The following is a 24,445-nucleotide window of genomic DNA, read 5'->3' as shown; positions in this document are numbered from 1 at the left end:
ACCTAAGCCGAGGCCGAAAGGCGTAGGCGATGGACAACAGGTTGATATTCCTGTACCACCTCTTTATCGTTTGAGTGATGGGGGGACGCAGGAGGATAGGGTAAGCGCGCTGTTGGATATGCGCGTCTAAGCAGTTAGGCTGGTAAGTAGGAAAATCCGCTTACCGTGAAGGCTGAGCTGTGACAGCGAGGGAAATTTAGTACCGAAGTTCCTGATTCCACACTGCCAAGAAAAGCCTCTAGCGAGATAAAAGGTGCCCGTACCGCAAACCGACACAGGTAGGCGAGGAGAGAATCCTAAGGTGAGCGAGAGAACTCTCGTTAAGGAACTCGGCAAAATGACCCCGTAACTTCGGGAGAAGGGGTGCTCTTTGGGGTGAATAGCCTCGAAGAGCCGCAGTGAATAGGCCCAGGCGACTGTTTAGCAAAAACACAGGTCTCTGCGAAGCCGCAAGGCGAAGTATAGGGGCTGACGCCTGCCCGGTGCTGGAAGGTTAAGAGGAGGGGTTAGCGCAAGCGAAGCTCTGAATCGAAGCCCCAGTAAACGGCGGCCGTAACTATAACGGTCCTAAGGTAGCGAAATTCCTTGTCGGGTAAGTTCCGACCCGCACGAAAGGCGTAACGATCTGGGCACTGTCTCAACGAGAGACTCGGTGAAATTATAGTACCTGTGAAGATGCAGGTTACCCGCGACAGGACGGAAAGACCCCGTGGAGCTTTACTGTAGCCTGATATTGAATTTTGGTACAGCTTGTACAGGATAGGTAGGAGCCTGAGAAGCCGGAGCGCTAGCTTCGGTGGAGGCGTCGGTGGGATACTACCCTGGCTGTATTGAAATTCTAACCCGCACCCCTGATCGGGGTGGGAGACAGTGTCAGGTGGGCAGTTTGACTGGGGCGGTCGCCTCCTAAAGAGTAACGGAGGCGCCCAAAGGTTCCCTCAGAATGGTTGGAAATCATTCGTAGAGTGTAAAGGCACAAGGGAGCTTGACTGCGAGACCTACAAGTCGAGCAGGGACGAAAGTCGGGCTTAGTGATCCGGTGGTTCCGCATGGAAGGGCCATCGCTCAACGGATAAAAGCTACCCCGGGGATAACAGGCTTATCTCCCCCAAGAGTCCACATCGACGGGGAGGTTTGGCACCTCGATGTCGGCTCATCGCATCCTGGGGCTGTAGTCGGTCCCAAGGGTTGGGCTGTTCGCCCATTAAAGCGGTACGCGAGCTGGGTTCAGAACGTCGTGAGACAGTTCGGTCCCTATCCGTCGTGGGCGCAGGAAATTTGAGAGGAGCTGTCCTTAGTACGAGAGGACCGGGATGGACGCACCGCTGGTGTACCAGTTGTCTTGCCAAAGGCATCGCTGGGTAGCTATGTGCGGACGGGATAAGTGCTGAAAGCATCTAAGCATGAAGCCCCCCTCAAGATGAGATTTCCCATAGCGTCAAGCTAGTAAGAACCCTGAAAGATGATCAGGTTGATAGGTCAGAGGTGGAAGCATGGCGACATGTGGAGCTGACTGATACTAATCGTTCGAGGACTTAACCAAATAGAAAAGCGGAGGCGACTGGTCAACTTCGACAGACGTTGGAGAGCTGGCACTTCAAATCCTGGTTTTGGATTTGAAGGGACGGATCGAAACGGCCGAGAAGTTAGGAGCCGCAGCTGGACAAATTTTAAAGCGAACTTGAGTTTTACCTATACTTCTTCTGAATTATCTAGTTTTGAGAGAACGATCTCTCTAATTTTATAGTCTGGTAATTAAGGCGAGAAGGTCACACCCGTTCCCATACCGAACACGGAAGTTAAGCTTCTCAGCGCCGATGGTAGTTGGGACACGCGTCCCTGTGAGAGTAGGACGTTGCCAGGCACAACAAAAAGACAACCTGTCATGGGTTGTCTTTTTTTATAAATATAAATAAATAAAAAAAGGACGAAGTGTTTTTGTAGAAAACACGTATAGACATACACCCATTCAATAATGGCAACATACTATAGTATAGGATGCAGTGGAAGAGAGTATTCAAAAAATTGTATACAACTCAACAATGTTGGACAGAATGGATGTATGGAGGTGGAGGGATTGAGTTCATTTTTAGCACATCATCATTATGAAGAAACGTGCGTTATTTGTGAGAATCTAAAACCAAAAGGCATACATCTATACACGTCATTTATTTGCACAGAATGTGAAAATGATCTAATTCAAACTGATACAAATGACCCAAAATATAAATATTTTTTAAAACAGCTTAAAAAGATAACAACTCCAGAAATTTTTTCTTAACAAGTCCTTTAAAGGGCTTTATTTTTTTGCGAAAAATAGGAAAGGCTATCGTTTTTTGTTAAAATGAATAAGACTCTTAGAAGGAAGATAGATTATGAACTCACAATTGAAAAAACCATTATATGAAGCTTTAAGGGAACATGTGAAGAAACAGCCTATTTCCTTTCATGTCCCTGGACATAAATATGGAACTACGAATACAGCCGATGCCAATCCATTTTTTGAGCAAGTATTAAAGCTTGATGCCACCGAGTTATCCGGGTTGGATGATTTACATTCACCTGAAGGGGCCATATTAGAAGCAGAAGAGCTGTTAACTCAGCTCTATCAGACAAAAAAGAGCTTTTTCTTGGTGAATGGTTCAACCGTTGGTAATCTTGCGATGATTATGGCAGCTTGCTCAGAGGAATCGATTGTCCTTGTTCAAAGAAACTGTCATAAGTCTGTGTTGAATGCTTTACGATTAGCGAAGGCAAGGCCGGTTTTTCTAGAACCGGAATTTAATCAAGAGTGGAAAATTGCCGCTGGCGTCAGCGTGGAAACGGCCAATCAGGCTCTTGCCCATTATCCAGATGCAAAAGCTATCATACTAACTTATCCGAACTATTATGGAATGGTCTATGACCTGCAAGGTATTGTTAATTTAGCCCATCAACACTCGATACCTGTATTGGTGGATGAGGCACATGGCCCCCATTTTATTGTTGGTGAGCCCTTTCCAGGATCAGCATTGCAGTTAGGTGCAGATATGGTTGTTCATTCGGCACATAAGACACTCCCTGCCATGACAATGGGATCATTTTTACATGTTAATAGTAATTTGATAAAGGTAGAAAAGGTAAAAGAATATTTGGAAGTATTCCAATCTAGCAGCCCATCCTATCCGATCATGGCCTCCCTGGACATAGCGAGGAATTATTTAGCTGCATATGAACAAAAAGACCTTTCCTTTTTGTTAGCTGAAATCAAGAACTTTAAAGAGGGACTAGCGAACATACCAGCAATTAAGGTGTTAGCTTTTCCTGAAGATCATGGCGATGCTCTGAAAATAACGATTCAAACTAGATGCACGTTAAGTGGGTATGAGCTCCAAGCGAGATTGGAAGAGGGCGGAATTTATACTGAATTAGCAGATCCATATAATGTGTTATTTATTCTCCCATTATTAAAAGCGGGACAAAGGTATCCATTGGAGGAAGCTATAACAAAAATAGATAAAGCTCTCACAGGTTTGACAGTTTATGAAAGAAAAGAAGAATTGCATATGGAAGATCAAAAGATCTCCGAATTAGTTATTCCTTATAAGGAAATGGTTCATTTAGCCGTGAAAGAGGTACCTGTTAGCGAAGCAATAGGAGTGGTTTGTGCGGAGAATATTATCCCCTACCCACCAGGCATTCCATTATTATTAAAGGGTGAGAAGATAACCGTCAGTAAACTTAATCAGCTTAACCGTTTGTTACAGTCTGGGGCAAGGTTTCAAGGCGGCTCCCTACTAGAAAAAAGGATGATCATGGCTTATTGTACAACATAAGATATTTACAATTTTGGAGGTTTTATTTCGATGAGCAGCGGTACATTTATTACATTTGAGGGACCGGATGGAGCCGGAAAGACAACCATTATTAATCTGGTTGCAAAGCAGCTTAACAATGTCCTATTAACAAGAGAACCAGGCGGAATTGATATAGCTGAGCAAATTCGAAGAGTTATTTTAGATAAAGGAAATACAGCGATGGATTCTCGAACAGAAGCCCTCCTTTATGCGGCAGCCCGTAGACAGCATCTAATCGAAAAAGTAAAGCCGGCCTTAGACGAAGGAAAAGTCGTTCTATGTGACCGTTTTGTTGATAGTTCACTAGCCTATCAGGGTTATGCACGCGGGTTAGGCATTGACGAGGTATATACAATCAATCAATTTGCCATCGAAAATCTTATGCCTGAGCTGACTATCTATTTTGATATAGAACCAGAGTTAGGACTAAAGCGGATTAATAAAAATAAACAGCGGGAAATTAACCGTTTGGATTTAGAAGATCTTCCATTCCACCAAAAGGTTCAAGAGGGTTATCACCTTTTAATGGAACGTTTTCCAAATAGAATTGTTCGAATTGATGCATCAGGAACAGTAGATGAGGTATATACAAAGACCTTAGAAATTGTCGAAGCAAAATTAGCAGAAAAAAAGCCTTCGCTGTAGGGTTTTAAAAGATAAGAAAGTATAAAAGTCCTCGAGAATTGTCCAGCTCCAGCGCCCTAGCGGCTAGTGTCCTTCGCTCTCCGCCCTACGATAAGTCAACATCGAATCGCCTCCGGCTCTTCGTGTTTCCTTTATCTCAGTTGGAGCGCTCCATAAGGAAGGCATCGGCAGCATTGGCATCGCACGAAGGGAAAGCGTAAGCTTTTCCGAGGAGGCCATACGCCGCTGAACAGGGCGCTTCCGCTTTTAGTTGTAAAATAAATCTGGCATTCTAATCTACAACAAAGGAATGCTAGTCGAGAAACTGATATAATAAAGATAGAGGAAACTAGAGTTGTAATTAAGTGGAGGAGAGGGTGTTCAAATGAAACTCATTGTCGCCGTTGTTCAAGATCAAGATAGCAATCGTTTATCAAAGGCATTAGTAGATAATAATTTTAGAGCAACCAAACTAGCTAGTACTGGTGGATTTTTGAAGTCGGGGAACACCACGTTCATCATTGGTACCGAGGATATTCGGGTCGACCGGGCACTCCAAATTATTAAGGACAACTGCAGGTCGAGAGATCAGCTAGTGGCCCCTGTATCACCAATGGGTGGGAATGCCGATTCATATGTCCCTTATCCAGTAGAAGTTGAAGTAGGCGGAGCGACTGTATTTGTCCTGCCGATTGAACAATATATGCATTTTTAAATTATTATAAAGAGTGAGTGATTAGCTTGGGAAAAACATGGGATCAACTAGAAGAGCTGCAGCCAACAGTATTGAAAATGTTAAAAAACAGCTTGTTAAAAAGTCGAGTGGCCCATGCGTACCTTTTTGAAGGGATGAGAGGGACAGGGAAAAAAGAAATCGCTTTATTACTTACAAAGGCTCTTTTTTGCGAATCGCTCTTGGATGGTTACCAACCCTGCGAAGCATGTAATAATTGCCGGCGTATTAATAATGGAAATCATCCTGATGTGCATATCGTCGAACCGGACGGGCTATCGATTAAGGTGGATCAGATTAGAAGCCTGCAAGCAGAGTTTTCAAAAAAAGGTGTCGAATCTTTGAGAAAGGTGTACCTCATTTCTCATGCGGATAAAATGAGCGTGAGTGCCTCCAATAGTTTGCTAAAGTTTCTAGAAGAACCGAATCCAGGCACTGTCGCATTTCTATTAACAGAGCAGTTGCAGCAAATCCTGCCAACCATCCTTTCGAGGTGCCAAGTATTAGCATTTCAGCCCTTAGCGCCTCAAGTAATGCAGAAACAGCTTGTCGAAAATGGTGTTGACCCTGTAAAGGCACCGTTGCTAGCTCAGTTAACGAATAATTTGGAAGAAGCTCTCAAATTAAATGTCGATGAATGGTTTGCACAAGCCCAAAAAATAGTGGTAAAATTATATGAGGCCTTGAAAAAAAATCCGTTGGAGACCATGGTCATGCTCCAAGGAGATTGGTTTTTACACTTCAAGGATAAAGAACAGATTCAACGTGGTTTAGATCTTTTACTTCTTATTTTTAAGGATTTACTATATATACAATTAGATAAGCAGGAGCAAATTGTTTTCATAGAAGAGAGAGAACGGTTAAGGCAATTTGCCTTGCAAACATCTGGACGGCGCATATCGGATCAAATGTCAGCTATTCTTGATGCAAAAAGGAAGCTGCAGGCAAATATGAATCCTCAGCTGATGATGGAACAGCTTGTGTTAAAATTGCAGGAGGGATCTTCATTTGTATGATGTTGTAGGAGTACGCTTTAAAAAAGCGGGGAAAATCTATTATTTTGATCCAGGAGACCTCTCAATCGAAAAGGATGACTTTGTGATTGTCGAAACTGTCCGTGGCGTTGAATATGGCAAGGCGGTTATTGCACGTAAACAAGTTGAGGAACACGATGTTGTTCTTCCTTTAAAAAAAGTGGTTAGAATTGCCGACCCGAAGGATAAAATGATAGTAGAGGAAAACAAGCAGGCTGCCCAGGAAGCATATACGGTCTGTAATGAAAAAGTGATTGAACATCAACTGGATATGAAACTAGTCGATGTAGAATATACGTTTGATCGAAATAAGGTCATCTTCTATTTTACGGCAGATGGCAGAGTTGATTTTCGTGAGCTAGTAAAAGATTTGGCAGCTATTTTTCGGACACGCATTGAATTACGCCAAATTGGCGTCCGCGATGAAGCAAAGATGCTTGGCGGTATTGGGCCATGTGGAAGAATGCTATGCTGTTCAACCTTTTTAGGTGATTTCGACCCCGTTTCCATTAAAATGGCGAAGGATCAAAATCTTTCATTGAATCCTACAAAAATTTCCGGTTTGTGTGGCAGACTTATGTGCTGTTTAAAATATGAAAATGATGAATATGAATCCGCTAAAGAGGCATTACCGGATTTAGGAGAAATCATTGAAACCCCGCAGGGAAAAGGTAAAGTGGTAGGATTAAATATATTAGAGCGGGTACTTCAAATTGAATTAAAGGAACAAGAACGCGTTTTGGAGTATACTTTGGACGAAATTCTTAAAGAAGGTGCCTTGTCTATACAATCCACAGATTAATGAGGTGGAATACGTGGATAAAAAAGAAATTTTTGAGTCAGTAAGTAATATGGAAACACAAATTGGAAGTCTCTATCAACGGCTGGGGGAATTAAAGCAGCATTTAGCCGAGATATTAGAGGAGAATCATTATTTAAAGCTTGAGAATGAACATCTAAGGCGCCGTTTAGATGTGACCACGGAAGAAGAAAAGAAAACAAAAGGGAATAAAAAAGGTGTCGTATCCGCTGCTGGGACTCCCGGAAACAAGCATTTTGATGTTGGTGAAGGATATGATAACCTCGCCCGCTTGTATCAGGAAGGCTTTCATATTTGTAATCTTCATTTTGGAAGCTTGCGCAAGGAAGGCGATTGTTTATTTTGTCTTTCTTTTCTTAATAAGAAATAACCTAAAGAGGCTGACAACATCAGCCTCTATTTTCATATTTAATTAGATAGGATGGATCTACTGGTGGTAAATCTAAAAGAAGATGAGCGGCTTGATTATTTACTTGCCGAGAATTTAAGGATTATTCAAAGCCCATCTGTTTTTGCTTTTTCGCTCGATGCCGTCTTGCTGGCACGTTTTGTTTATGTACCCATTCAAAAAGGAAATTTACTCGATCTTTGCAGTGGGAATGGGGTTATCCCCTTATTTTTGAGTGCTCGAACAAAAGGGAACATAACAGGTGTTGAAATTCAAGAACGTCTATATGATATGGCTGTTCGAAGTATCGATTATAATGGGCTTCAGGATCGTTTAAAAATGATTCATGGAGATATCAAAGACATGCCGAAACAACTTGGGTTTGGTACATATGATGTGGTGACCTGCAACCCACCTTATTTTACAACTCCATCAAAGGAAGAAATCAATCCAAATGAACATTTGGCGATTGCCCGTCATGAAATCCTTTGTACGTTAGAAGATGCCATAAAAGCTTCCAGTCAATTAGTGCGGCAAGGGGGAAAAGTAGCGTTTGTCCACCGCCCCGGCCGGCTACTCGATATGATTACGTTAATGAGGAAGTACAGACTTGAGCCCAAACGGATCCAATTTGTCTATCCCAAACTTGGGAAGGAAGCAAACACGCTGTTAGTCGAAGCCATTAAGGATGGCAGTCCTGATTTGAAAATTTTACCGCCTCTTATTGTTTATAATGAGGCAAATGAATACACTCCTGAAATCAGAGGGATTTTATATGGAGAATAGCAGTCATTACTTTTATGTTCTAACGTGTAGAGATGGAAGTCTCTATGGCGGCTATACCAATAATTTAGAGCGGCGTATTAAACTGCATAACGAAGGCAAAGGGGCCAAATATACAAGGAGCCGAGGTCCAGTCCAACTGACCTATTTTAAGGGGTATGAGGATAAAAGCGAAGCGTTAAAGGCTGAGTATCATTTTAAACAATTACCTAGAAAGAAGAAGCTTGAGTTTTTAATAAGGGAAAAAGGCAGTGATGATGATAATGTGGCAGCAGAAGAGCTTTGAGAACGAAGCGAATAAAGGAATTCTTTATCTAGTTCCGACACCGATTGGCAATCTCGAGGACATGAGCTTTCGGGCAATCCGAATCTTAAAAGAGGCAGATTTCATTGCTGCGGAAGATACAAGAAACACAAAAAAGCTATGTAATTACTTTGAAATTGATACTCCTGTGGTCAGCTATCATGAACACAATAAAGAAACAAGTGGTGAAAAATTAATTCAGAAGGTTAAGCAGGGCTTAAAAATTGCTCTTGTAAGCGATGCGGGAATGCCAGCGATTTCTGACCCAGGATATGAACTAGTGGTGGCGGCGATTGAGGAGAAAGTGACGGTTGCTCCACTGCCAGGGGCGAATGCGGCTCTGACATCCCTCATTGCCTCAGGATTATCCTGCCAACCCTTTTATTTTTACGGATTTTTAAATCGTAACAAGAAAGATAAACGAGCGGAATTAGAACAGTTAAAAAAGCAATCTGCAACGTTGATCTTTTATGAATCACCTCATCGGTTAAAAGAGACATTAGCGATCATGCTCGATGTCCTTGGTAACAGGAAAATTGCTATTTGCCGGGAATTAACGAAAAAGTATGAGGAATTTATTCGGGGAACACTTGAAGAGATTATCGAATGGGCCCATCAGGATGAAATTCGCGGGGAATTTTGTATCATTATGGATGGTACAGATGTACAAGAGGAAAAAGAGGCTGGCTGGTGGGAACATTTATCGGTTGAAGAACATGTTCATCATTACATATCGGTTAAAAATATTCCTTCGAAGGAAGCAATTAAACAGACAGCAAAAGATCGCGGCCTTACCAAACGCGATGTTTACCAAGCCTATCATGTTACAAGTGAATAAATAAAAAAATCCAGCGCTCAATGGCGCTGGATCTGTTTTTTATTTTGCTAATTGAAAGTTTTTTTGAATTTCTTCTATTAATAATTCTGCACCTTCACGGCTAAGGATTAGTTTGCCGCCAGCAAGTGTCATATTATCATCAGAAACTTCACCAGTTACTTGGCAAGTCATATTTGGCTTATATTTTTTTAAGATAATGCGCTCATCGTCAACATAGATTTCAAGTGCATCCTTTTCTGCGATACCAAGAGTACGTCTCAATTCAATTGGAATAACCACACGACCTAACTCATCAACTTTACGAACAATCCCTGTAGATTTCATTTTAGATCTCCTCTCGTTTTAACATCTTATTTATCTATTTTTATTCGTCATTATTCGACAAATTTCTTATAAACCCATAATACCAGTACTTCCCATATCCGTCAATTATTTTATTTTCAAAAGTAAAAGAAAAATATTCCAAATTATATAATAGTTGATTTATCAGGGTTTATCGGAAAATTCATGCAATTAACTACGATAATAATACTATCGTAGGCAAAAATAATAACAATAATAGATTGGCGAAAATTCGACAAATTTCTACAAAATGCAAACTTATCCTACATATGTTTCGACCTTTATTCTACGATTATGGGTGTATTAGGAAAAAAATTTAAAAAACTGGAAGGCTATAATTATGCTTTCTTGCACAAAAGTTTATTTTTCGGTATATTTTGATGATAGAAGCGGTAAAAAGAGGCAATAATAATTTAATGGGATTTGTGCCAGTTTGCCTATTTAGGAGGAAGAATAATGGAGGAAAAATCAAAGACGTTTTATCTAACCACACCAATTTACTATCCAAGTGGAAATTTACATATTGGTCATGCCTATACCACTGTTGCTGGGGATGCAATGGCTCGTTATAAGCGGATGCGCGGATTTGAGGTCATGTATTTAACCGGTACAGATGAACACGGGCAAAAAATCCAGCGTAAAGCGGAGGAAAAGGGAATTACCCCGCAACAGTATGTAGATGAAATCGTATCCGGAATTAAAGACCTGTGGAACAAACTTGATATTTCTTATGATGATTTTATTCGGACAACAGAAGACAGACATAAACAAGTTGTTGAAAAAATCTTTGCCAGACTTCTTGAACAAGGAGATATCTATCTCGATCAATATGAGGGCTGGTATTGTACACCATGTGAATCCTTTTATACTGATCGCCAATTAGTAGATGGAAATTGCCCGGATTGCGGCAGACCTGTTGAAAAGGTAAAAGAAGAATCATACTTTTTTAGAATGAGTAAATATGTCGACAGACTTTTACAATACTATGAAGAAAACCCAGAGTTCATTCAACCGGAATCTCGTAAAAATGAAATGATTAATAACTTTATTAAGCCTGGCTTAGAAGACTTAGCTGTTTCAAGGACAACATTTGATTGGGGAATAAAAGTGCCTGGAAATCCAAAACATGTCATTTATGTTTGGATTGATGCGTTATCGAACTATATTACAGCCCTTGGGTACGGTACGGAAAATGATGAGAAATATGCTAAATTTTGGCCTGCTGATGTCCATCTGGTCGGAAAAGAAATTGTCCGCTTCCACACCATTTATTGGCCTATTATGTTAATGGCCTTAGATTTACCGCTGCCAAAGAAGGTATTTGCCCATGGCTGGCTGTTGATGAAGGACGGAAAAATGTCCAAGTCAAAAGGGAATGTAGTTGACCCCGTCACGTTAATTGACCGCTATGGTCTTGATGCTCTCCGCTATTATTTATTGAGAGAAGTCCCATTTGGTGCTGACGGTGTTTTTACACCGGAAGGGTTTGTGGAACGGATCAATTTTGACTTAGCGAATGACCTTGGAAATCTGTTAAATCGTACAGTCGCAATGATTGAAAAATATTTTGCTGGGATTATTCCTGACTACTCCGGTTCTGTTGGGGAATTTGATGAGTCCTTGCTGCAGGTTAACCGGGAGACTTTAGGTAAATACGAGGAAGCCATGGAGAAAATGGAGTTTTCAGTTGCGTTAACTTCGATTTGGCAATTAGTCAGCAGGACTAATAAATATATCGATGAAACACAACCGTGGACATTGGCTAAAAATGAAGAAAGCAAAGGAGAACTTGCTAGTGTCATGGTACACTTGGCAGAATCACTGCGCCGAACAGCCATTATGTTACAGCCATTTTTAACGCGGACCCCTAATGGGATATTTAATCAATTGGGTATTAAAGATGAAAGTTTAAAAACGTGGGAAAGTCTTGAACATTTTGGAGTCATCCCAACTGGAACGAAGGTTGAAAAGGATGCACCACTTTTCCCAAGGTTAGAGATTGCGGAGGAAGTAGAATTTATTAAGGGTAAAATGAATGCTTCTGCCCCTGTTGTGGAAGAAAAGAAAGAGGAAAAACCAGAGGAACTTGCTGAGATTTCCATCGATGATTTCATGAAAATCGATTTGCGTGTAGCAGAGGTTACTCAAGCCGAACCGATTAAAAAAGCAGATAAGCTTCTGAAACTTCAACTTGATCTCGGTTATGAAAAGCGCCAAGTGGTCTCAGGAATTGCTCAGTATTATAAACCAGAAGAATTAGTCGGTCGTAAGGTTATTTGTATTACAAACCTAAAACCGGTTAAATTACGTGGAGAATTATCACAAGGAATGATCTTAGCTGGATCGAAGGATGGCCAGCTTTCCTTGGCAACAGTCGATCAGACACTGCCAAATGGAGCAAAGGTGAAATAAAGTTCTAAATAAAAGCGCCAATTTACGGCGCTTTTATTTTTAAAATCACCTTTTTTCAGCAAAACCGCTAGTTTTTTAACAAAAAAATAGAAAAATAGCGAAAATTGTTACACGTGAAACATTTTAAGTGCGAAACGTGTACTACTTTTTGAAAAAAATGAAAAAGGAGATTTATTATGTTATTTGATACACACGCACATTTAAATGACACCCAATTTAACGAAGATTTAGAAGAGGTGGTCGTAAGGGCTCAAAGTGAGGGAGTTGCCAATATGGTCATTGTTGGGTTTGACCGCCCAACCATTCAAAGGGCCATGGAGCTCGTCGAAAGCTATGATTTTATGTATGCCTGCGTGGGCTGGCACCCCGTTGATGCGATTGACATGACCGATGCAGATTTAGTCTGGATTGAAGAATTGGCTTCCCACCCAAAGGTGGTTGCCATTGGAGAGATGGGCTTGGATTACCATTGGGATAAGTCTCCAAAAGAAATTCAAAAGGAAGTCTTTCGAAAACAAATCCGCTTAGCGAAAAAAGTAAAACTGCCAATTGTGATTCATAATCGTGAGGCCACAGCTGATATTGTTGAAATTTTAAAGGAAGAAGGGGCTGATGAGGTAGGGGGAATTATGCACTGCTTTAGCGGCAGCCCAGAAGTGGCCAAAGAATGCCTGAAAATGAATTTCTATATTTCATTAGGTGGACCTGTGACTTTCAAAAATGCGCGAAAGCCAAAAGAAGTAGCGGCTGAAATTCCTTTGGATAAATTGTTAATTGAAACCGATTGTCCATACTTAGCTCCCCATCCAAATCGCGGAAAACGGAATGAACCTGGTTATGTAAAGCTGGTTGCTGAAGAAATTGCCGAAATAAAGGGTTTGACATTTGAGGAGGTAGCGGAAGCAACGACACGGAATGCTAAAAAATTATTCGCCATAAAATGATAATGAATTTTGTCGAAAACTCAAGAAGCTTGTCCGATTTTTTTATGAAAACAAAAAGTTCTACATGCCTCCTTTTCAACATAGGATAACCGTGTCGATAAGTTTTTCTTTGCAAAATTTCCAAGGATGTGCATAATTAGAAATACATTCACAGGATATGCAAGGATTGACAGCCGGCAGCAAGGTTTTCTATAATTCTCTCCGAGAAAAGGAGGCGTTTTTCATCGTATTCAAAAACATGAAAAACCTGTTTTCCAAATCTTTGAGTGGGAGGAAGTTGCTCATTGCTATTGCTAGTTTCCTAGTTTTGCTAACAGCTCTTGGAATCCTTTTATCTGAAGGAGCAAAGAAGACTGTGGCAATCACACTTAATGGCAAGCCTGAGATCGTAAAAACACATGCAGATACCATCCAAGAATTACTAGATGAACTGGATGTACCCTTTCGCTCACAAGATTACCTGTATCCGAAAGCAAATAAGAAGGTGAAAAATGACCTTCAAGTCGTTTGGAAGCAGGCAAACATGGTTCACATTGTCAAAGACAACGAGAAGAAAACGCTCTGGACAACAGCCGGAACAGTGGCTGAACTCTTAAAAGAGCAGAAAATTGTATTAAAAGAACAGGATCAAATTTCACCAAAACCACAAGCGGCAATCAAGAATAAGATGGATATTAAGCTAAATATTGCGGTTCATCTTACCTATGTGGACGGCGGGAAGGAACAACAAGTTTGGACCACTTCGGCTACGGTCGCTGACTTTTTAACACAACAGGGCATCAAACTAAATGAATTAGACCGAGTTGAACCGTCATTAACAGCAGCCATATCAGAGAATGGTGTAGTTAACGTCATTCGAGTAGAAAAAGTCACCGATGTAGTGGAAGAACCCGTTCAATTTGCCGTGGTAACAAAAAAGGATACAAGTTTGGAAAAGGGGCAAGAAAAAATTATCGCTCCTGGGAAGCAAGGTCGTGTCTCTAAACAATACGAAGTTGTGCTTGAAAATGGCAAGGAAGTCTCAAGAAGATTAATGAATGAGCAGCATGTTTTAAAGAAACAGGATAAAGTTGTGGCTGTCGGAACGAAGGATTTAGCGTTGCAGGTCTCTCGTGGTGCTGCTGAAACGGGAAAAGAGTTTTATGTTACAGCAACGGCCTATACAGCCTATTGTAACGGTTGTTCTGGACGTACAGCAACAGGTCTTAATCTCCGCGCCAATCCTAACATGAAAGTCATTGCGGTTGATCCAAAAATAATCCCGCTTGGCACAAAGGTGTATGTGGAGGGCTATGGATATGCTGTTGCCGCTGATACAGGCGGAGCCATTAAAGGGTATATTATTGATTTATTAATGCCATCTAAATCAGATGCTTATCGCTGGGGGCGTAAGAAAGTCAAAATAAAAGTTTTACAATAATGACTCTGTGCAGAGGAACCTTCCTCTGCATTTTGCTTTTTTGAAGATTTTCTTTATACTTACATCGATACATAGAAAATTTTATTGGGCCGCTGGATTTATGATTTCTGCCCGTTTCCATACTTCATTGTATGAATCAGTTTAATAATATAGACGATGGACATTACAAAAATGTTTCAATTTTTTTTCATTTTTAATCTTTAATATTACGGAGGATTTGGCTTTAACATGAAAATTAAAGAAATTATTGTCGTTGAAGGAAAAGATGATACGACAGCGATTAAACGGGCGGTTGATGCAGATACGATTGAAACCAACGGTTCCGCTGTCAATCAAACAACCATAGAAAAGGTAAGACGTGCACAAGAGACTCGCGGGGTCATTATTTTTACAGATCCTGATTTCCCTGGTGAAAAAATCAGAAAGACGATTGCAGCAGCGGTTCCTGGCTGTAAACATGCTTTCCTTACGAAAGAGGCTGCTATTGCAAAAAGCGGCAGGGGATTGGGTGTAGAACATGCCAGCACTGAGGCGATCAAGGAAGCATTGAAGGATGCTCAAATCATGCATGATACGATTTCAGAAGAAATAACCCAAGAGGATTTGCTAACGGCCGGTCTCATTGGTGGTGAAGGCGCAAAGGAACGAAGAATCATCCTTGGCAAGCATTTGAAAATTGGCTATACGAATGGGAAACAACTGCATAAGCGCTTAATGATGTTCCAAATTAGCAGACAGGAATTTGCAGAAGCACTAAGCGTTGTACGACAGGAGGAACAACATGGATAAAGATATCGCAACCCCAGTCAGAACAAGAGCAATTTTAGAGAAATATGGTTTTTCTTTTAAGAAAAGCCTTGGTCAAAACTTCTTAATTGATACAAATATTCTAAAAAAAATAGTTAGCTTTGCCAATCTTACAGAAAGGTCCGGTGCTATTGAAATTGGGCCAGGCATTGGCGCCCTTACCGAGCAGCTCGCACGCACAAGTAAAAAGGTGGTAGCCTTCGAGATTGACCAAAGATTATTACCGATTTTAAAAGATACCTTGTCGCCATATAAAAATGTGAGCATTATTCACAAGGATGTTTTAGAGGCTGATGTTCAAGCGGTAATGGCAGAAGAATTTAAAGAAATTGACGATATTATGGTGGTGGCAAATCTGCCCTATTATGTTACGACCCCAATCATTATGAAACTGCTCGAGGATGCTCTGCCGATTCGCGGGATTGTTTGTATGCTCCAAAAAGAGGTAGCTGACCGCATATCCGCAAAGCCTGGTACAAAGGATTATGGCTCGCTTTCGATTGCCGTACAATACTATACAGAAGCTGAGACGGTGATGATTGTACCCAAAACGGTATTTGTTCCCCAGCCTAATGTCGACTCTGCAGTGATTAGACTGACAAGACGGGAGCAGCCTGCTGTGTCTGTGAAAGATGAAGGTTTCTTTTTTCAAGTGACGAAATCCAGTTTTGCCCAAAGAAGAAAAACAATCCTAAATAATTTAACGAGTCAGCTTCCAGAGGGGAAACAAAAGAAGGAAGCCATTCTCACAGCCTTGTCGAACAGCGGGATTGATCCAACCCGCAGAGGTGAAACCCTTTCATTAGAGGAATTCGGCCGACTAGCCGATGAATTATATCCTCACTTCCATTAGAGCTATTCCTGTCCTCATGGCCACGCCATTAGGACTTTCTTTATTATATAAGAATTTATAAGTTTTGACCTCGAGAGTTGTCCAGCTCCATAAGAGTAAGCTTCGGAAGCATAACTTCGCACGAAGGAAAAGCGATAGCTTTTCCGAGGAGGCCATACGCCGCTGACCAGGGCGCTTCCGCTTTTCTTTTATTATTATTAAATTTTTAACAAGGACAAATTCCCCTGCATAGCTTATGAGAGAACCCATATTTGAAGGGCCAAAATAGCTGGTCTTATTGGAGTGACGGCAGTGGATATAAAGGTAATGGATATTGTCGGTAGAAAATCATATAACTGTGATATTCTCTTCCGCGTGATCGATATTCGAAATATAAATAACCAGAAATTTGCCATCCTTTATGGTGAGGATTTCCGACTTGCAGCAGATGCCCCATACACTGATTTAATCGTCATTAATCAAAATGAACGGGTGAAGCTGAGACAAGAATATAGGACGCTTGAGGAACAGTCGTTAAAACTATTTAGACAGGATGTGGACCTGTTAAAGCATAGACGGGAATATGAAGCAACTAGTGGTTATGTCAAACCGAGTAACTATTTTCAAATGCCAGGAAAAGTTCTCCACTTAGATGGTGACCCTGCTTATTTAAAAAAATGCATGACCTTATATGAGAAAATCGGCATACCTGTTTTAGGGATACACTGTAACGAAAAGGAAATGGCCGATAAAATTGGCGGGCTGATGGATTATTATCGTCCGGATATTCTTGTCATTACAGGACATGACGCCTATTCAAAAGCAAAGGGAAAGATGACGGATATCAACGCTTACCGCCATTCTAAACATTTTGTCCAAACAGTGCAGGAGGCGCGAAAGAAAATCCCTCATTTAGATCAGTTAGTCATTTTTGCCGGCGCGTGCCAATCTCATTTTGAATCACTCATCCATGCAGGTGCAAACTTCGCTAGTTCGCCATCCAGGATTAATATTCATGCGCTTGATCCCGTTTATATTGTTGCAAAAATAAGCTTTACCCCTTTTATGGAGAGAATTAATGTTTGGGAAGTATTAAGGAATACCTTAACAGGGGATAAGGGACTGGGCGGGATTGAAACAAGGGGAGTATTGCGGACTGGTATGCCCTATCGCCCTCTCCCAGATGAGGAAGAATAAGCCTATTAAAAAAGAGGAGTAAACGACTTTTTTTACCAACTCTCCCATTTATTTTTAATGGGCTTATTTTTTTGAACGGCATACATATTACATGGAAATTAAGGTAACCATAAAAATGTTGAAAAATAGAGGAAAAAGTAGAATAAAAAATATTGACAACCATTTTGTTGGACTGATATAATTTATATTTTTGTTTGACAGAACTATGTCAGCGTGTTATACTTTACATAGTGAGGTGGACCGAATGCCAAAAACCTTAGCCGATATCAAAAAGGCTCTTGACACGAATTTGGGAAAAAGGTTATTGCTTAAAGCAAATGGAGGACGTAGAAAGACTATTGAACGTTCTGGTGTTTTAGCAGAAACTTACCCATCTGTTTTTGTTATTGAATTAGATCAAGATGAAAATTCATTCGAGCGTGTTTCTTACAGCTATGCGGATGTTTTAACAGAAACAGTTCAAATTACCTTCTACGATGATGCAACAGGACATGTAGCTTTAAGCTAGTATATAAGCAATGGGTAGCAGTAAACTTAGGTTTACTGCTTTTTGCTGTTTTAAACATGAAAATGTATTTTTTCCCCATACTAAGAATGCTGTGGGATGAAAGGGGTTGTTTAGATGGGCAGAAGAAAAGGCATGATGTCCGATCGATTAAAAGTTGAGCTGGCAAAAGAGCTTGGTTTTTATGATGTTGTCCAAAAAGAAGGTTGGGGTGGCATCCGGGCAAAGGATGCTGGAAATATGGTAAAGCGCGCCATAGAACGTGCACAAGAACAAATGGCCAATCAAGGTCGAAAGTTTTAAGTCGTTTATCACTTCCACCATTCGTTTAAACAGATCTTTACCACAGCAAGCCAGCGCATGGAAAACACGCGCTGGCTTTTCTTGTCCAATATATGGCTTTTATCTATTGAAAACTAATGATAAAATATTAATTTTGTAGGATATATCATATCTGACGTCTTACATTTACTGTTTTGTGGTAAAATAGGACAAAATGTGGTATTTGGAATAGGAAATGCGGAAGCACCTCGTTGGGTGCTGGAGCTGGACAAAATTTAAGTAGGTGGACGTAGTGAAGCTTTTAGTCAAAGCACCGGCCAAAATAAATTTAGCATTAGATGTTCTACACAAACGTCCTGATGGCTATCATGAAGTTGAAATGATTATGACTACGATTGATTTGGCTGATCGGATAGAGCTAACCTTATTAAATCAAGATAAAATACATATTCTTTCCCATAATCGTTATGTTCCTGACGATCAGCGAAACTTAGCCTTTCAAGCGGCCCAGCTATTAAAGGATCGTTTTGGCGTAAAGAAGGGTGTATTAATAACGATTGAGAAGACGATTCCCGTTGCTGCAGGTTTAGCCGGAGGCAGCAGTGATGCTGCTGCAACCTTAAGGGGCTTAAATAAGCTTTGGGAGTTGGGATTAAGCTTGGATGAATTAGCTGAGCTTGGGAGCGAGATTGGATCCGATGTTTCCTTTTGTGTGTATGGAGGCACGGCCTTGGCAAAAGGGAGAGGCGAAATCATCACCGAGCTGCCTGCACCGCCAACCTGTTGGGTCATTCTTGCAAAGCCCTTTATTGGCGTCTCAACAGCTGAGGTTTACCGCCGGCTGGATGTAAATGGAATGGTACATCCTAATATTAACAGCATGATTGAGGCAATAGAAAATCATGACTATCAAAAAGTATGTGGTCATGTAGGAAATGTCTTGGAGGATGTTACCTTGAGTCTCCATCCCGAAGTGGCCCAAATTAAAGAACAAATGAAGCGGTTTGGGGCAGATGCCGTTTTGATGAGCGGGAGTGGGCCAACCGTCTTTGGAATTGTACAGCATGACTCAAGAATGCATCGGATTTATAATGGTCTAAGAGGATTTTGTGATCAGGTATTTGCTGTGCGGATGCTTGGGGAGCGACACTCGCTTGATTAAAGGCGTACAATAATGATATCCTTTAGGTAGAATATTCGGATTTAGGGGGTTGATTATGAAATTTCGCCGCAGTGAACGTTTAATTGATATGACAAATTATTTGCTGGATCATCCGCGACAGCTTGTACCGCTCACCTTCTTTGCTGAGCGTTATACATCTGCCAAGTCATCGATCAGTGAAGATCTAGCAATTGTGAAAGAGACGTTTGAACAAAGAGGAATTGGCACCTTACAGACCGTACCAGGGGCTGCCGGTGGTGTGAAGTTTTTTGTGAAAGTAAGCCGGGAGAAGGTCGAACCATTTGTTAATGAACTATGTCAGTTAATTGCAGATCCGGAACGGCTATTACCAGGTGGTTACTTATATTTAACCGATATTTTGGGTGATCCACAAATTGTCCAAAAAGCGGGACGTATCATTGCTTCTGCCTATGCGGCTACTAAAATTGATGTCGTCATGACCGTAGCAACAAAAGGGATACCGCTTGCTTATGCCGTTGCGAGTCAGCTAAATGTCCCAGTCGTTATTGTCCGCAGGGATAGTAAAGTAACGGAAGGGCCAACTGTAAGCATTAATTATGTTTCGGGGTCTGCAAAAAGGATTCAAACCATGGTCCTTTCAAAAAGAAGCATGAAGCAGGATTCTCGTGTCCTCATTGTGGATGACTTCATGAAGGCTGGCGGAACTGTAATGGGAATGATCAGCATGCTCGAGGAATTTAATTCCCATCTTGCTGGAATAGCTGTTTTAGTGGAAGATGAAAAAATACAAGAACGGCTAGTTGATGAATATCTTTCACTCGTTCAATTAACGGATGTCGATGTGAAGGAAAAAAAGATTAGTGTTCAAGCAGGAAACTATTTTAATATTTGGAGGGGTTAACATGAAAGTAGTTCAAACTAATCAAGCACCTGCAGCCATTGGCCCATATTCTCAAGGAATTGTTGTGAATAATTTGTTCTATAGCTCCGGACAAATTCCATTAACAGCTGAAGGTGTCATGGTAACAGGTGATGTTAAAGAACAAACCCATCAGGTTTTTCGTAACTTACAAGCTGTCCTAACTGAAGCAGGTGCCTCACTAGATACAGTCGTAAAGGCGACGGTTTTTATTAAAAACATGGATGAATTTGCAGCTGTAAATGAAGTATATGGTGAATATTTTTCTGTACATAAACCAGCTAGATCTTGTGTAGAGGTTGCCCGCCTGCCAAAGGATGCATTAGTTGAAATCGAAGTCATCGCGCTCGTGAAATAATCGAGCGTGTTTTTTTTAGGGAAAAAGGCTCAGATTACCCACAAAAGGTATAGATTTTACAAAAGTTCACTATTTCGACCTAATTTTTCAAAAAAATTTAAAATTAAAGAAGGAATAAAGAATTAATTGTGGAATTTAATAACTAGCATTTTATATAACAAAAAAAGGGTGTGAGCACATGGAAGTAACTGACGTAAGATTACGCCGGGTTAATACGGACGGTCGAATGAGAGCGATTGCATCAATCACATTGGATAACGAATTTGTTGTTCATGACATTCGTGTTATTGACGGAAATAACGGTTTATTTGTAGCTATGCCAAGTAAACGTACTCCTGATGGAGAATTTCGTGACATTGCGCATCCAATCAATTCGGGAACACGCGGTAAAATCCAAGAAGCAGTTTTGGCTGAGTACCACCGTTTAGGTGAATTGGAAGTAGAATTTGAAGAAGCCGGTGCTTCCTAAGGATTTTTAGCAACTAGGGCCTTTCCTCAAAGTAAGGCTCTTTTTATTGTGTAAAAACCTGCTTCCAAAAAATGATAATAATGAGCTTCTTATCTTTCTACGGAGTTTCACCTCGTCCTGTTCTCCCCTAATATACATAAAATTGAAATATTAGCCACATATCTATCCCACCTTGAAAAGCGCGCCCATTTACGTTAATATTTTTAATGGATAAAAAGGTAAATTGGAGGACTGTACATGTCTAATCGTTTTGCTGTGATTTTGGCCGCAGGGCAAGGCACGCGGATGAAATCTAAGCTATATAAAGTATTACACCCAGTATGCGGCAAACCAATGGTACAACATGTTGTTGATCAAATAACAGAGTTAAATATTCAAGAAATGGTTACAATCATTGGGCATGGGGCAGAAATGGTGAAAGCCCAGTTAGGCGATACCAGTCACTATGCTTTACAGGAAGAGCAATTAGGTACTGCTCATGCCGTTATGCAGGCCCAAACCATGCTTGAAGGAAAAGACGGCGTAACCATTGTTGTATGCGGTGATACTCCATTAATTAAAGCTGAAACGATGGAGGCTCTTTTTAAACACCATGAGGATTTAGCAGCAAAGGCTACCATCCTTACCGCAAAAATAGATAATCCAACAGGTTATGGACGGATTATTCGCAATAATGAGGGGCTTGTCGAAAAAATTGTGGAGCATAAAGATGCTTCCGAATCAGAACGGGAAATTAATGAAATCAATACAGGTACCTATTGCTTTGACAATCGTGCATTATTTGAGGCATTAAGAAATGTATCCAATGATAATGTTCAAGGGGAATACTACTTACCAGATGTTATTGAGATTTTGAAAAAACAAGGTGAAGTGGTCACAGCCTACCAAACAAATGAATTCGAAGAAACATTGGGTGTCAATGACCGCGTTGCCTTAGCAGAAGCAGAGCGTATCATGCGGATGCGTACGAATCATGCTCATATGCGTAATGGGGTAACCATTATTGATCCTGCCAACACTTACATTGAAACAGATGTGGAAATAGGACAGGATACGGTTATCTATCCAGGAACGGTTATAAAAGGCAAAACGATCATTGGTACGGATTGTCTAATTGGTCCAAACTCAGAAATTGATGCATGCAACATTGGAAACGAGACCGTGATCCGTCAATCTGCTGCACATAAAAGTTTAATTGGCGCCCGCGTTAACATTGGTCCATTTGCCCACATCCGTCCTGATTCCGATATTCATGATGAAGTGAAGATTGGAAACTTTGTCGAAATTAAGAAATCTGTTTTTGGCAAAGGAAGTAAAGCCTCACATTTAAGTTATATTGGCGATGCTGAAGTGGGCAGTGATGTAAACATTGGCTGCGGTTCGATTACAGTGAACTACGATGGTAAAAATAAATTCTTAACTAAAATTGAAGATGGAGTCTTTATTGGCTGCAACTCCAATTTAGTAGCCCCAGTTACAATCGGTGAGGGTGCATACGTTGCGGCCGGTTCCACGATCACAAAGGATGTACCGGGTGAAGCGTTGTCCATTGCACGTGCAAGACAAGTGAATAAGGAAAATTACGTGGAGAAGCTTAACTTAAAGAAATAAGCAATAATAATTGGAGGCCATCATGTCAAATCAATATTTAGATCCTAATTTAAAGGTGTTTAGTTTAAACTCAAATTTGCCGCTTGCAAGAGAAATTGCTAAAGTAATCGGTGTCGAACTAGGAAAATGTTCTGTCAATCAATTTAGTGACGGGGAAATTCAAATTAATATTGAAGAAAGCATCCGTGGCTGTGATGTATATGTCATCCAATCAACTAGTTCACCAGTTAATGAAAACCTCATGGAATTATTAATCATGATTGATGCCTTAAAAAGAGCTTCTGCTAAAACCATCAACATTGTGATGCCTTATTATGGCTATGCTCGTCAGGACCGTAAAGCCCGCGCTCGTGAGCCTATTACTGCAAAATTAGTGGCTACCCTGCTTGAAACAGCTGGAGCAACACGGGTCATTTGTCTTGACCTGCACGCTCCACAAATTCAAGGTTTCTTTGATATCCCAACGGACCACTTAATGGGTGTGCCAATTTTAGCAGAGTATTTTCAGTCAAGAAAATTTGATGGTGATATTGTCATCGTCTCTCCAGACCATGGCGGTGTGACAAGAGCACGTAAATTGGCGGAACGGATGAAAGCACCGATTGCGATTATCGATAAACGCCGTCCAAGACCAAATGTAGCAGAAGTCATGAATATCGTCGGTAATATTGAAGGGAAAATCGCGATTTTAATTGACGATATCATTGATACAGCTGGAACCATTACACTAGCTGCTAATGCCTTAGTAGAAAACGGTGCAATGGAAGTATATGCTTGCTGTACTCATCCTGTATTGTCCGGCCCTGCTATTGAACGAATTGAAAACTCAAAAATAAAAGAATTAGTTGTGACGAATTCAATCTCTCTTCCAGAAGAGAAAAAGAGCGATAAAATCGTTCACCTTTCTGTCGCACCATTACTTGGTGAAGCGATTATCCGTGTTCACGAAGAGCAATCAGTAAGTACTTTATTTGATTGATAAAAAAAGCTGAAGGTCAATAACCAGTAGAGCTGAACACATTTATATGGCCAGCATTCACCTTTCCAGCCTTGTAAAATATGTTTAGACCATCCTGTTTTGGGGCATTTTTATATAGAGATGTAACTAAAATAGGAAGGTGACTAAACATATGAGTACTATTTTACAAGCCAAGGAACGGAAGGAACTTCGTCGTTCTGCACTTAGAAATATCAGAGAAGCTGGAAATATCCCTGCTGTTATTTATGGTTCAAAGGTTGAAAGTAAACCGGTGTTTGTGAGTTCAGCAGATTTAACAAAAACGATCCGTACTGTTGGCAGAAATGGAGTTATTTCTCTTGATGTTGATGGCAGCAAGTATGATGTGGTGCTAACCGAATATCAAGAGGATGCTTTTAAAAAAGAAATTCTTCATGTGGACTTTTTAGCGGTTGACAAATCCTCGAAGATTAATGTGGATGTTAAACTTGTTCTTGTAGGGGATGCCATTGGAGTAAAAGATGGCGGTGTCTTGCAGCAGTCCGTTCACCAATTATCGGTTACTGCTACCCCTGACAATATCCCGCAGCAGATAGAAGTGGATATAACAAACCTTCAGGTTGGTGAAACGGTAATGGTGGGTGATATTCCATCTGCAGGTGCCTTTACGATCAACCATGAGGACGAGGAAGTTGTCGCTTCTATTCTTCCTCCAAGACAGGAAGAGGAAATAAATACGGGTGAACAGCAAGATGGCGGTCACCCCGATCATGAAGAAGGAAGAGAGACCACTCCAGAATAGACAAGCGGATGCATCCGATTAATGCATGACACTAGTGGCTGGAGTTAGACAGTATGGGATTTTAGTCGTTTAAGACGTAGCCT

Annotated in this window: 26 protein-coding genes and 2 rRNA genes (1 of these 28 running past the window's edge); 27 read left to right on the top strand and 1 reads right to left on the bottom strand. The window is 40.8% G+C overall.

Features of this window, described 5'->3' with window-relative positions:
• The 12 genes from AC3ANL_RS26550 to rsmI all read left to right on the top strand — a co-directional run.
• Nucleotides 1–1,543 (top strand): 23S ribosomal RNA (locus tag AC3ANL_RS26550) (it extends 1,393 nt beyond the left edge of the window).
• Nucleotides 1,544–1,747: 204 nt separating this feature from the next.
• Nucleotides 1,748–1,864, top strand: a 5S ribosomal RNA gene (gene rrf, locus AC3ANL_RS26545).
• Nucleotides 1,865–2,062: 198 nt separating this feature from the next.
• Nucleotides 2,063–2,281: a sigma factor G inhibitor Gin gene (locus tag AC3ANL_RS26540; protein ID WP_488327229.1), complete on the top strand. Its 219-nt coding sequence runs from the start codon at nucleotides 2,063–2,065 to the stop codon at nucleotides 2,279–2,281.
• 94 nt (nucleotides 2,282–2,375) lie between these two features.
• Entirely contained in the window at nucleotides 2,376–3,815 is a 1,440-nt protein-coding gene (locus tag AC3ANL_RS26535; protein WP_488327228.1) for an aminotransferase class I/II-fold pyridoxal phosphate-dependent enzyme, read from the top strand.
• Nucleotides 3,816–3,845: 30 nt separating this feature from the next.
• Nucleotides 3,846–4,481: a dTMP kinase gene (gene tmk / locus AC3ANL_RS26530; RefSeq protein WP_488327227.1), complete on the top strand. Its 636-nt coding sequence runs from the start codon at nucleotides 3,846–3,848 to the stop codon at nucleotides 4,479–4,481.
• A 364-nt stretch (nucleotides 4,482–4,845) separates the two neighbouring features.
• Nucleotides 4,846–5,175: a cyclic-di-AMP receptor gene (locus AC3ANL_RS26525; protein ID WP_488327226.1), complete on the top strand. Its 330-nt coding sequence runs from the start codon at nucleotides 4,846–4,848 to the stop codon at nucleotides 5,173–5,175.
• Nucleotides 5,176–5,201: 26 nt separating this feature from the next.
• Nucleotides 5,202–6,209 carry a DNA polymerase III subunit delta' gene (gene holB / locus AC3ANL_RS26520; protein WP_488327225.1) on the top strand — a complete coding sequence of 336 codons (1,008 nt, stop codon included), beginning with the start codon at nucleotides 5,202–5,204 and terminating at the stop codon, nucleotides 6,207–6,209.
• A complete protein-coding gene (locus tag AC3ANL_RS26515) occupies nucleotides 6,202–7,029 on the top strand; it encodes a PSP1 domain-containing protein (RefSeq protein ID WP_488327224.1) in 828 nt (275 codons plus the stop codon). Before holB ends, AC3ANL_RS26515 begins: the two co-directional genes overlap by 8 nt.
• A gap of 13 nt (nucleotides 7,030–7,042) precedes the next feature.
• On the top strand, nucleotides 7,043–7,417 hold the full coding sequence (yabA, locus tag AC3ANL_RS26510) for a DNA replication initiation control protein YabA (protein ID WP_488327223.1): 375 nt from the start codon (nucleotides 7,043–7,045) through the stop codon (nucleotides 7,415–7,417).
• A gap of 51 nt (nucleotides 7,418–7,468) precedes the next feature.
• A complete protein-coding gene (locus AC3ANL_RS26505; protein WP_488327222.1) occupies nucleotides 7,469–8,221 on the top strand; it encodes a tRNA1(Val) (adenine(37)-N6)-methyltransferase in 753 nt (250 codons plus the stop codon).
• Nucleotides 8,211–8,504 (top strand): GIY-YIG nuclease family protein, encoded by a 294-nt coding sequence (locus AC3ANL_RS26500; RefSeq protein WP_488327221.1) that lies wholly within the window; start codon nucleotides 8,211–8,213, stop codon nucleotides 8,502–8,504. Before AC3ANL_RS26505 ends, AC3ANL_RS26500 begins: the two co-directional genes overlap by 11 nt.
• Complete coding sequence (gene rsmI, locus AC3ANL_RS26495; protein WP_488329846.1) at nucleotides 8,482–9,360, top strand: 16S rRNA (cytidine(1402)-2'-O)-methyltransferase; 879 nt, start codon at nucleotides 8,482–8,484, stop codon at nucleotides 9,358–9,360. Before AC3ANL_RS26500 ends, rsmI begins: the two co-directional genes overlap by 23 nt.
• Nucleotides 9,361–9,399: 39 nt before the next feature.
• Here the strand turns inward: rsmI and abrB are convergent, their stop codons facing one another.
• Entirely contained in the window at nucleotides 9,400–9,684 is a 285-nt protein-coding gene (gene abrB / locus AC3ANL_RS26490) for a transition state genes transcriptional regulator AbrB (protein ID WP_488327220.1), read from the bottom strand.
• 474 nt (nucleotides 9,685–10,158) lie between these two features.
• On the opposite strand from abrB, the gene metG reads away from it, so the two are divergent.
• The 15 genes from metG (at nucleotide 10,159) to AC3ANL_RS26415 (ending at nucleotide 24,362) form a co-directional block, all read left to right on the top strand.
• A complete protein-coding gene (gene metG / locus AC3ANL_RS26485) occupies nucleotides 10,159–12,114 on the top strand; it encodes a methionine--tRNA ligase (RefSeq protein ID WP_488327219.1) in 1,956 nt (651 codons plus the stop codon).
• A 176-nt stretch (nucleotides 12,115–12,290) separates the two neighbouring features.
• Nucleotides 12,291–13,058, top strand: coding sequence for a TatD family hydrolase (locus tag AC3ANL_RS26480; protein ID WP_488327218.1), 768 nt, complete (start codon nucleotides 12,291–12,293; stop codon nucleotides 13,056–13,058).
• Nucleotides 13,059–13,296: 238 nt separating this feature from the next.
• Nucleotides 13,297–14,478 (top strand): ubiquitin-like domain-containing protein, encoded by a 1,182-nt coding sequence (locus AC3ANL_RS26475; protein ID WP_488329845.1) that lies wholly within the window; start codon nucleotides 13,297–13,299, stop codon nucleotides 14,476–14,478.
• Nucleotides 14,479–14,706: 228 nt separating this feature from the next.
• Nucleotides 14,707–15,267, top strand: coding sequence for a ribonuclease M5 (gene rnmV, locus AC3ANL_RS26470; protein ID WP_488327217.1), 561 nt, complete (start codon nucleotides 14,707–14,709; stop codon nucleotides 15,265–15,267).
• On the top strand, nucleotides 15,260–16,138 hold the full coding sequence (gene rsmA / locus AC3ANL_RS26465) for a 16S rRNA (adenine(1518)-N(6)/adenine(1519)-N(6))-dimethyltransferase RsmA (RefSeq protein ID WP_488327216.1): 879 nt from the start codon (nucleotides 15,260–15,262) through the stop codon (nucleotides 16,136–16,138). Before rnmV ends, rsmA begins: the two co-directional genes overlap by 8 nt.
• A gap of 291 nt (nucleotides 16,139–16,429) precedes the next feature.
• Nucleotides 16,430–17,314, top strand: coding sequence for a sporulation peptidase YabG (yabG, locus tag AC3ANL_RS26460; protein ID WP_488327215.1), 885 nt, complete (start codon nucleotides 16,430–16,432; stop codon nucleotides 17,312–17,314).
• Between the two features lie 244 nt (nucleotides 17,315–17,558).
• Nucleotides 17,559–17,822, top strand: a complete 264-nt coding sequence (gene veg, locus AC3ANL_RS26455) for a biofilm formation stimulator Veg (RefSeq protein ID WP_283920997.1) — start codon at nucleotides 17,559–17,561, stop codon at nucleotides 17,820–17,822.
• Nucleotides 17,823–17,936: 114 nt separating this feature from the next.
• Entirely contained in the window at nucleotides 17,937–18,122 is a 186-nt protein-coding gene (locus AC3ANL_RS26450; protein WP_488327214.1) for a small, acid-soluble spore protein, alpha/beta type, read from the top strand.
• Between the two features lie 271 nt (nucleotides 18,123–18,393).
• The gene (ispE, locus tag AC3ANL_RS26445) at nucleotides 18,394–19,263 is read left to right on the top strand and encodes a 4-(cytidine 5'-diphospho)-2-C-methyl-D-erythritol kinase (RefSeq protein WP_488327213.1); all 870 of its coding nucleotides are present in this window, start codon (nucleotides 18,394–18,396) and stop codon (nucleotides 19,261–19,263) included.
• A gap of 55 nt (nucleotides 19,264–19,318) precedes the next feature.
• Nucleotides 19,319–20,146, top strand: coding sequence for a pur operon repressor (gene purR / locus AC3ANL_RS26440; protein WP_488327212.1), 828 nt, complete (start codon nucleotides 19,319–19,321; stop codon nucleotides 20,144–20,146).
• A gap of 1 nt (nucleotide 20,147) precedes the next feature.
• Nucleotides 20,148–20,522, top strand: coding sequence for a 2-iminobutanoate/2-iminopropanoate deaminase (gene ridA, locus AC3ANL_RS26435; protein ID WP_488327211.1), 375 nt, complete (start codon nucleotides 20,148–20,150; stop codon nucleotides 20,520–20,522).
• Nucleotides 20,523–20,700: 178 nt separating this feature from the next.
• The gene (spoVG, locus tag AC3ANL_RS26430; protein WP_003347151.1) at nucleotides 20,701–20,991 is read left to right on the top strand and encodes a septation regulator SpoVG; all 291 of its coding nucleotides are present in this window, start codon (nucleotides 20,701–20,703) and stop codon (nucleotides 20,989–20,991) included.
• 237 nt (nucleotides 20,992–21,228) lie between these two features.
• Nucleotides 21,229–22,602, top strand: coding sequence for a bifunctional UDP-N-acetylglucosamine diphosphorylase/glucosamine-1-phosphate N-acetyltransferase GlmU (gene glmU / locus AC3ANL_RS26425; protein WP_488327210.1), 1,374 nt, complete (start codon nucleotides 21,229–21,231; stop codon nucleotides 22,600–22,602).
• Between the two features lie 22 nt (nucleotides 22,603–22,624).
• A complete protein-coding gene (locus AC3ANL_RS26420) occupies nucleotides 22,625–23,581 on the top strand; it encodes a ribose-phosphate diphosphokinase (protein WP_488327209.1) in 957 nt (318 codons plus the stop codon).
• Between the two features lie 151 nt (nucleotides 23,582–23,732).
• Complete coding sequence (locus AC3ANL_RS26415) at nucleotides 23,733–24,362, top strand: 50S ribosomal protein L25/general stress protein Ctc (RefSeq protein ID WP_488327208.1); 630 nt, start codon at nucleotides 23,733–23,735, stop codon at nucleotides 24,360–24,362.
• Nucleotides 24,363–24,445 lie beyond the last annotated feature (83 nt).

The organism is Neobacillus sp. DHD-1R (assembly GCF_057747995.1).
Note: the sequence above shows the minus strand (reverse complement) of the source record. Positions and strands in the feature narration are given on the sequence as shown.

Bases quoted from the DNA above. Each gene is read 5' to 3' on its own strand.
- AC3ANL_RS26420 (WP_488327209.1), top strand. From the start codon at position 22,625: ATGTCAAATCAATATTTAGATCCTAATTTAAAGGTGTTTAGTTTAAAC.
- rnmV (WP_488327217.1), top strand. From the start codon at position 14,707: ATGAAAATTAAAGAAATTATTGTCGTTGAAGGAAAAGATGATACGACA.
- glmU (WP_488327210.1), top strand. From the start codon at position 21,229: ATGTCTAATCGTTTTGCTGTGATTTTGGCCGCAGGGCAAGGCACGCGG.
- abrB (WP_488327220.1), bottom strand. From the start codon at position 9,684: ATGAAATCTACAGGGATTGTTCGTAAAGTTGATGAGTTAGGTCGTGTG.
- purR (WP_488327212.1), top strand. From the start codon at position 19,319: ATGAAATTTCGCCGCAGTGAACGTTTAATTGATATGACAAATTATTTG.
- AC3ANL_RS26480 (WP_488327218.1), top strand. From the start codon at position 12,291: ATGTTATTTGATACACACGCACATTTAAATGACACCCAATTTAACGAA.
- rsmI (WP_488329846.1), top strand. From the start codon at position 8,482: ATGTGGCAGCAGAAGAGCTTTGAGAACGAAGCGAATAAAGGAATTCTT.
- AC3ANL_RS26450 (WP_488327214.1), top strand. From the start codon at position 17,937: ATGGGCAGAAGAAAAGGCATGATGTCCGATCGATTAAAAGTTGAGCTG.
- veg (WP_283920997.1), top strand. From the start codon at position 17,559: ATGCCAAAAACCTTAGCCGATATCAAAAAGGCTCTTGACACGAATTTG.
- AC3ANL_RS26500 (WP_488327221.1), top strand. From the start codon at position 8,211: ATGGAGAATAGCAGTCATTACTTTTATGTTCTAACGTGTAGAGATGGA.
- metG (WP_488327219.1), top strand. From the start codon at position 10,159: ATGGAGGAAAAATCAAAGACGTTTTATCTAACCACACCAATTTACTAT.
- AC3ANL_RS26505 (WP_488327222.1), top strand. From the start codon at position 7,469: ATGGATCTACTGGTGGTAAATCTAAAAGAAGATGAGCGGCTTGATTAT.
- spoVG (WP_003347151.1), top strand. From the start codon at position 20,701: ATGGAAGTAACTGACGTAAGATTACGCCGGGTTAATACGGACGGTCGA.
- AC3ANL_RS26540 (WP_488327229.1), top strand. From the start codon at position 2,063: ATGGAGGTGGAGGGATTGAGTTCATTTTTAGCACATCATCATTATGAA.
- AC3ANL_RS26415 (WP_488327208.1), top strand. From the start codon at position 23,733: ATGAGTACTATTTTACAAGCCAAGGAACGGAAGGAACTTCGTCGTTCT.
- AC3ANL_RS26535 (WP_488327228.1), top strand. From the start codon at position 2,376: ATGAACTCACAATTGAAAAAACCATTATATGAAGCTTTAAGGGAACAT.
- AC3ANL_RS26525 (WP_488327226.1), top strand. From the start codon at position 4,846: ATGAAACTCATTGTCGCCGTTGTTCAAGATCAAGATAGCAATCGTTTA.
- rsmA (WP_488327216.1), top strand. From the start codon at position 15,260: ATGGATAAAGATATCGCAACCCCAGTCAGAACAAGAGCAATTTTAGAG.
- tmk (WP_488327227.1), top strand. From the start codon at position 3,846: ATGAGCAGCGGTACATTTATTACATTTGAGGGACCGGATGGAGCCGGA.
- AC3ANL_RS26475 (WP_488329845.1), top strand. From the start codon at position 13,297: ATGAAAAACCTGTTTTCCAAATCTTTGAGTGGGAGGAAGTTGCTCATT.
- ridA (WP_488327211.1), top strand. From the start codon at position 20,148: ATGAAAGTAGTTCAAACTAATCAAGCACCTGCAGCCATTGGCCCATAT.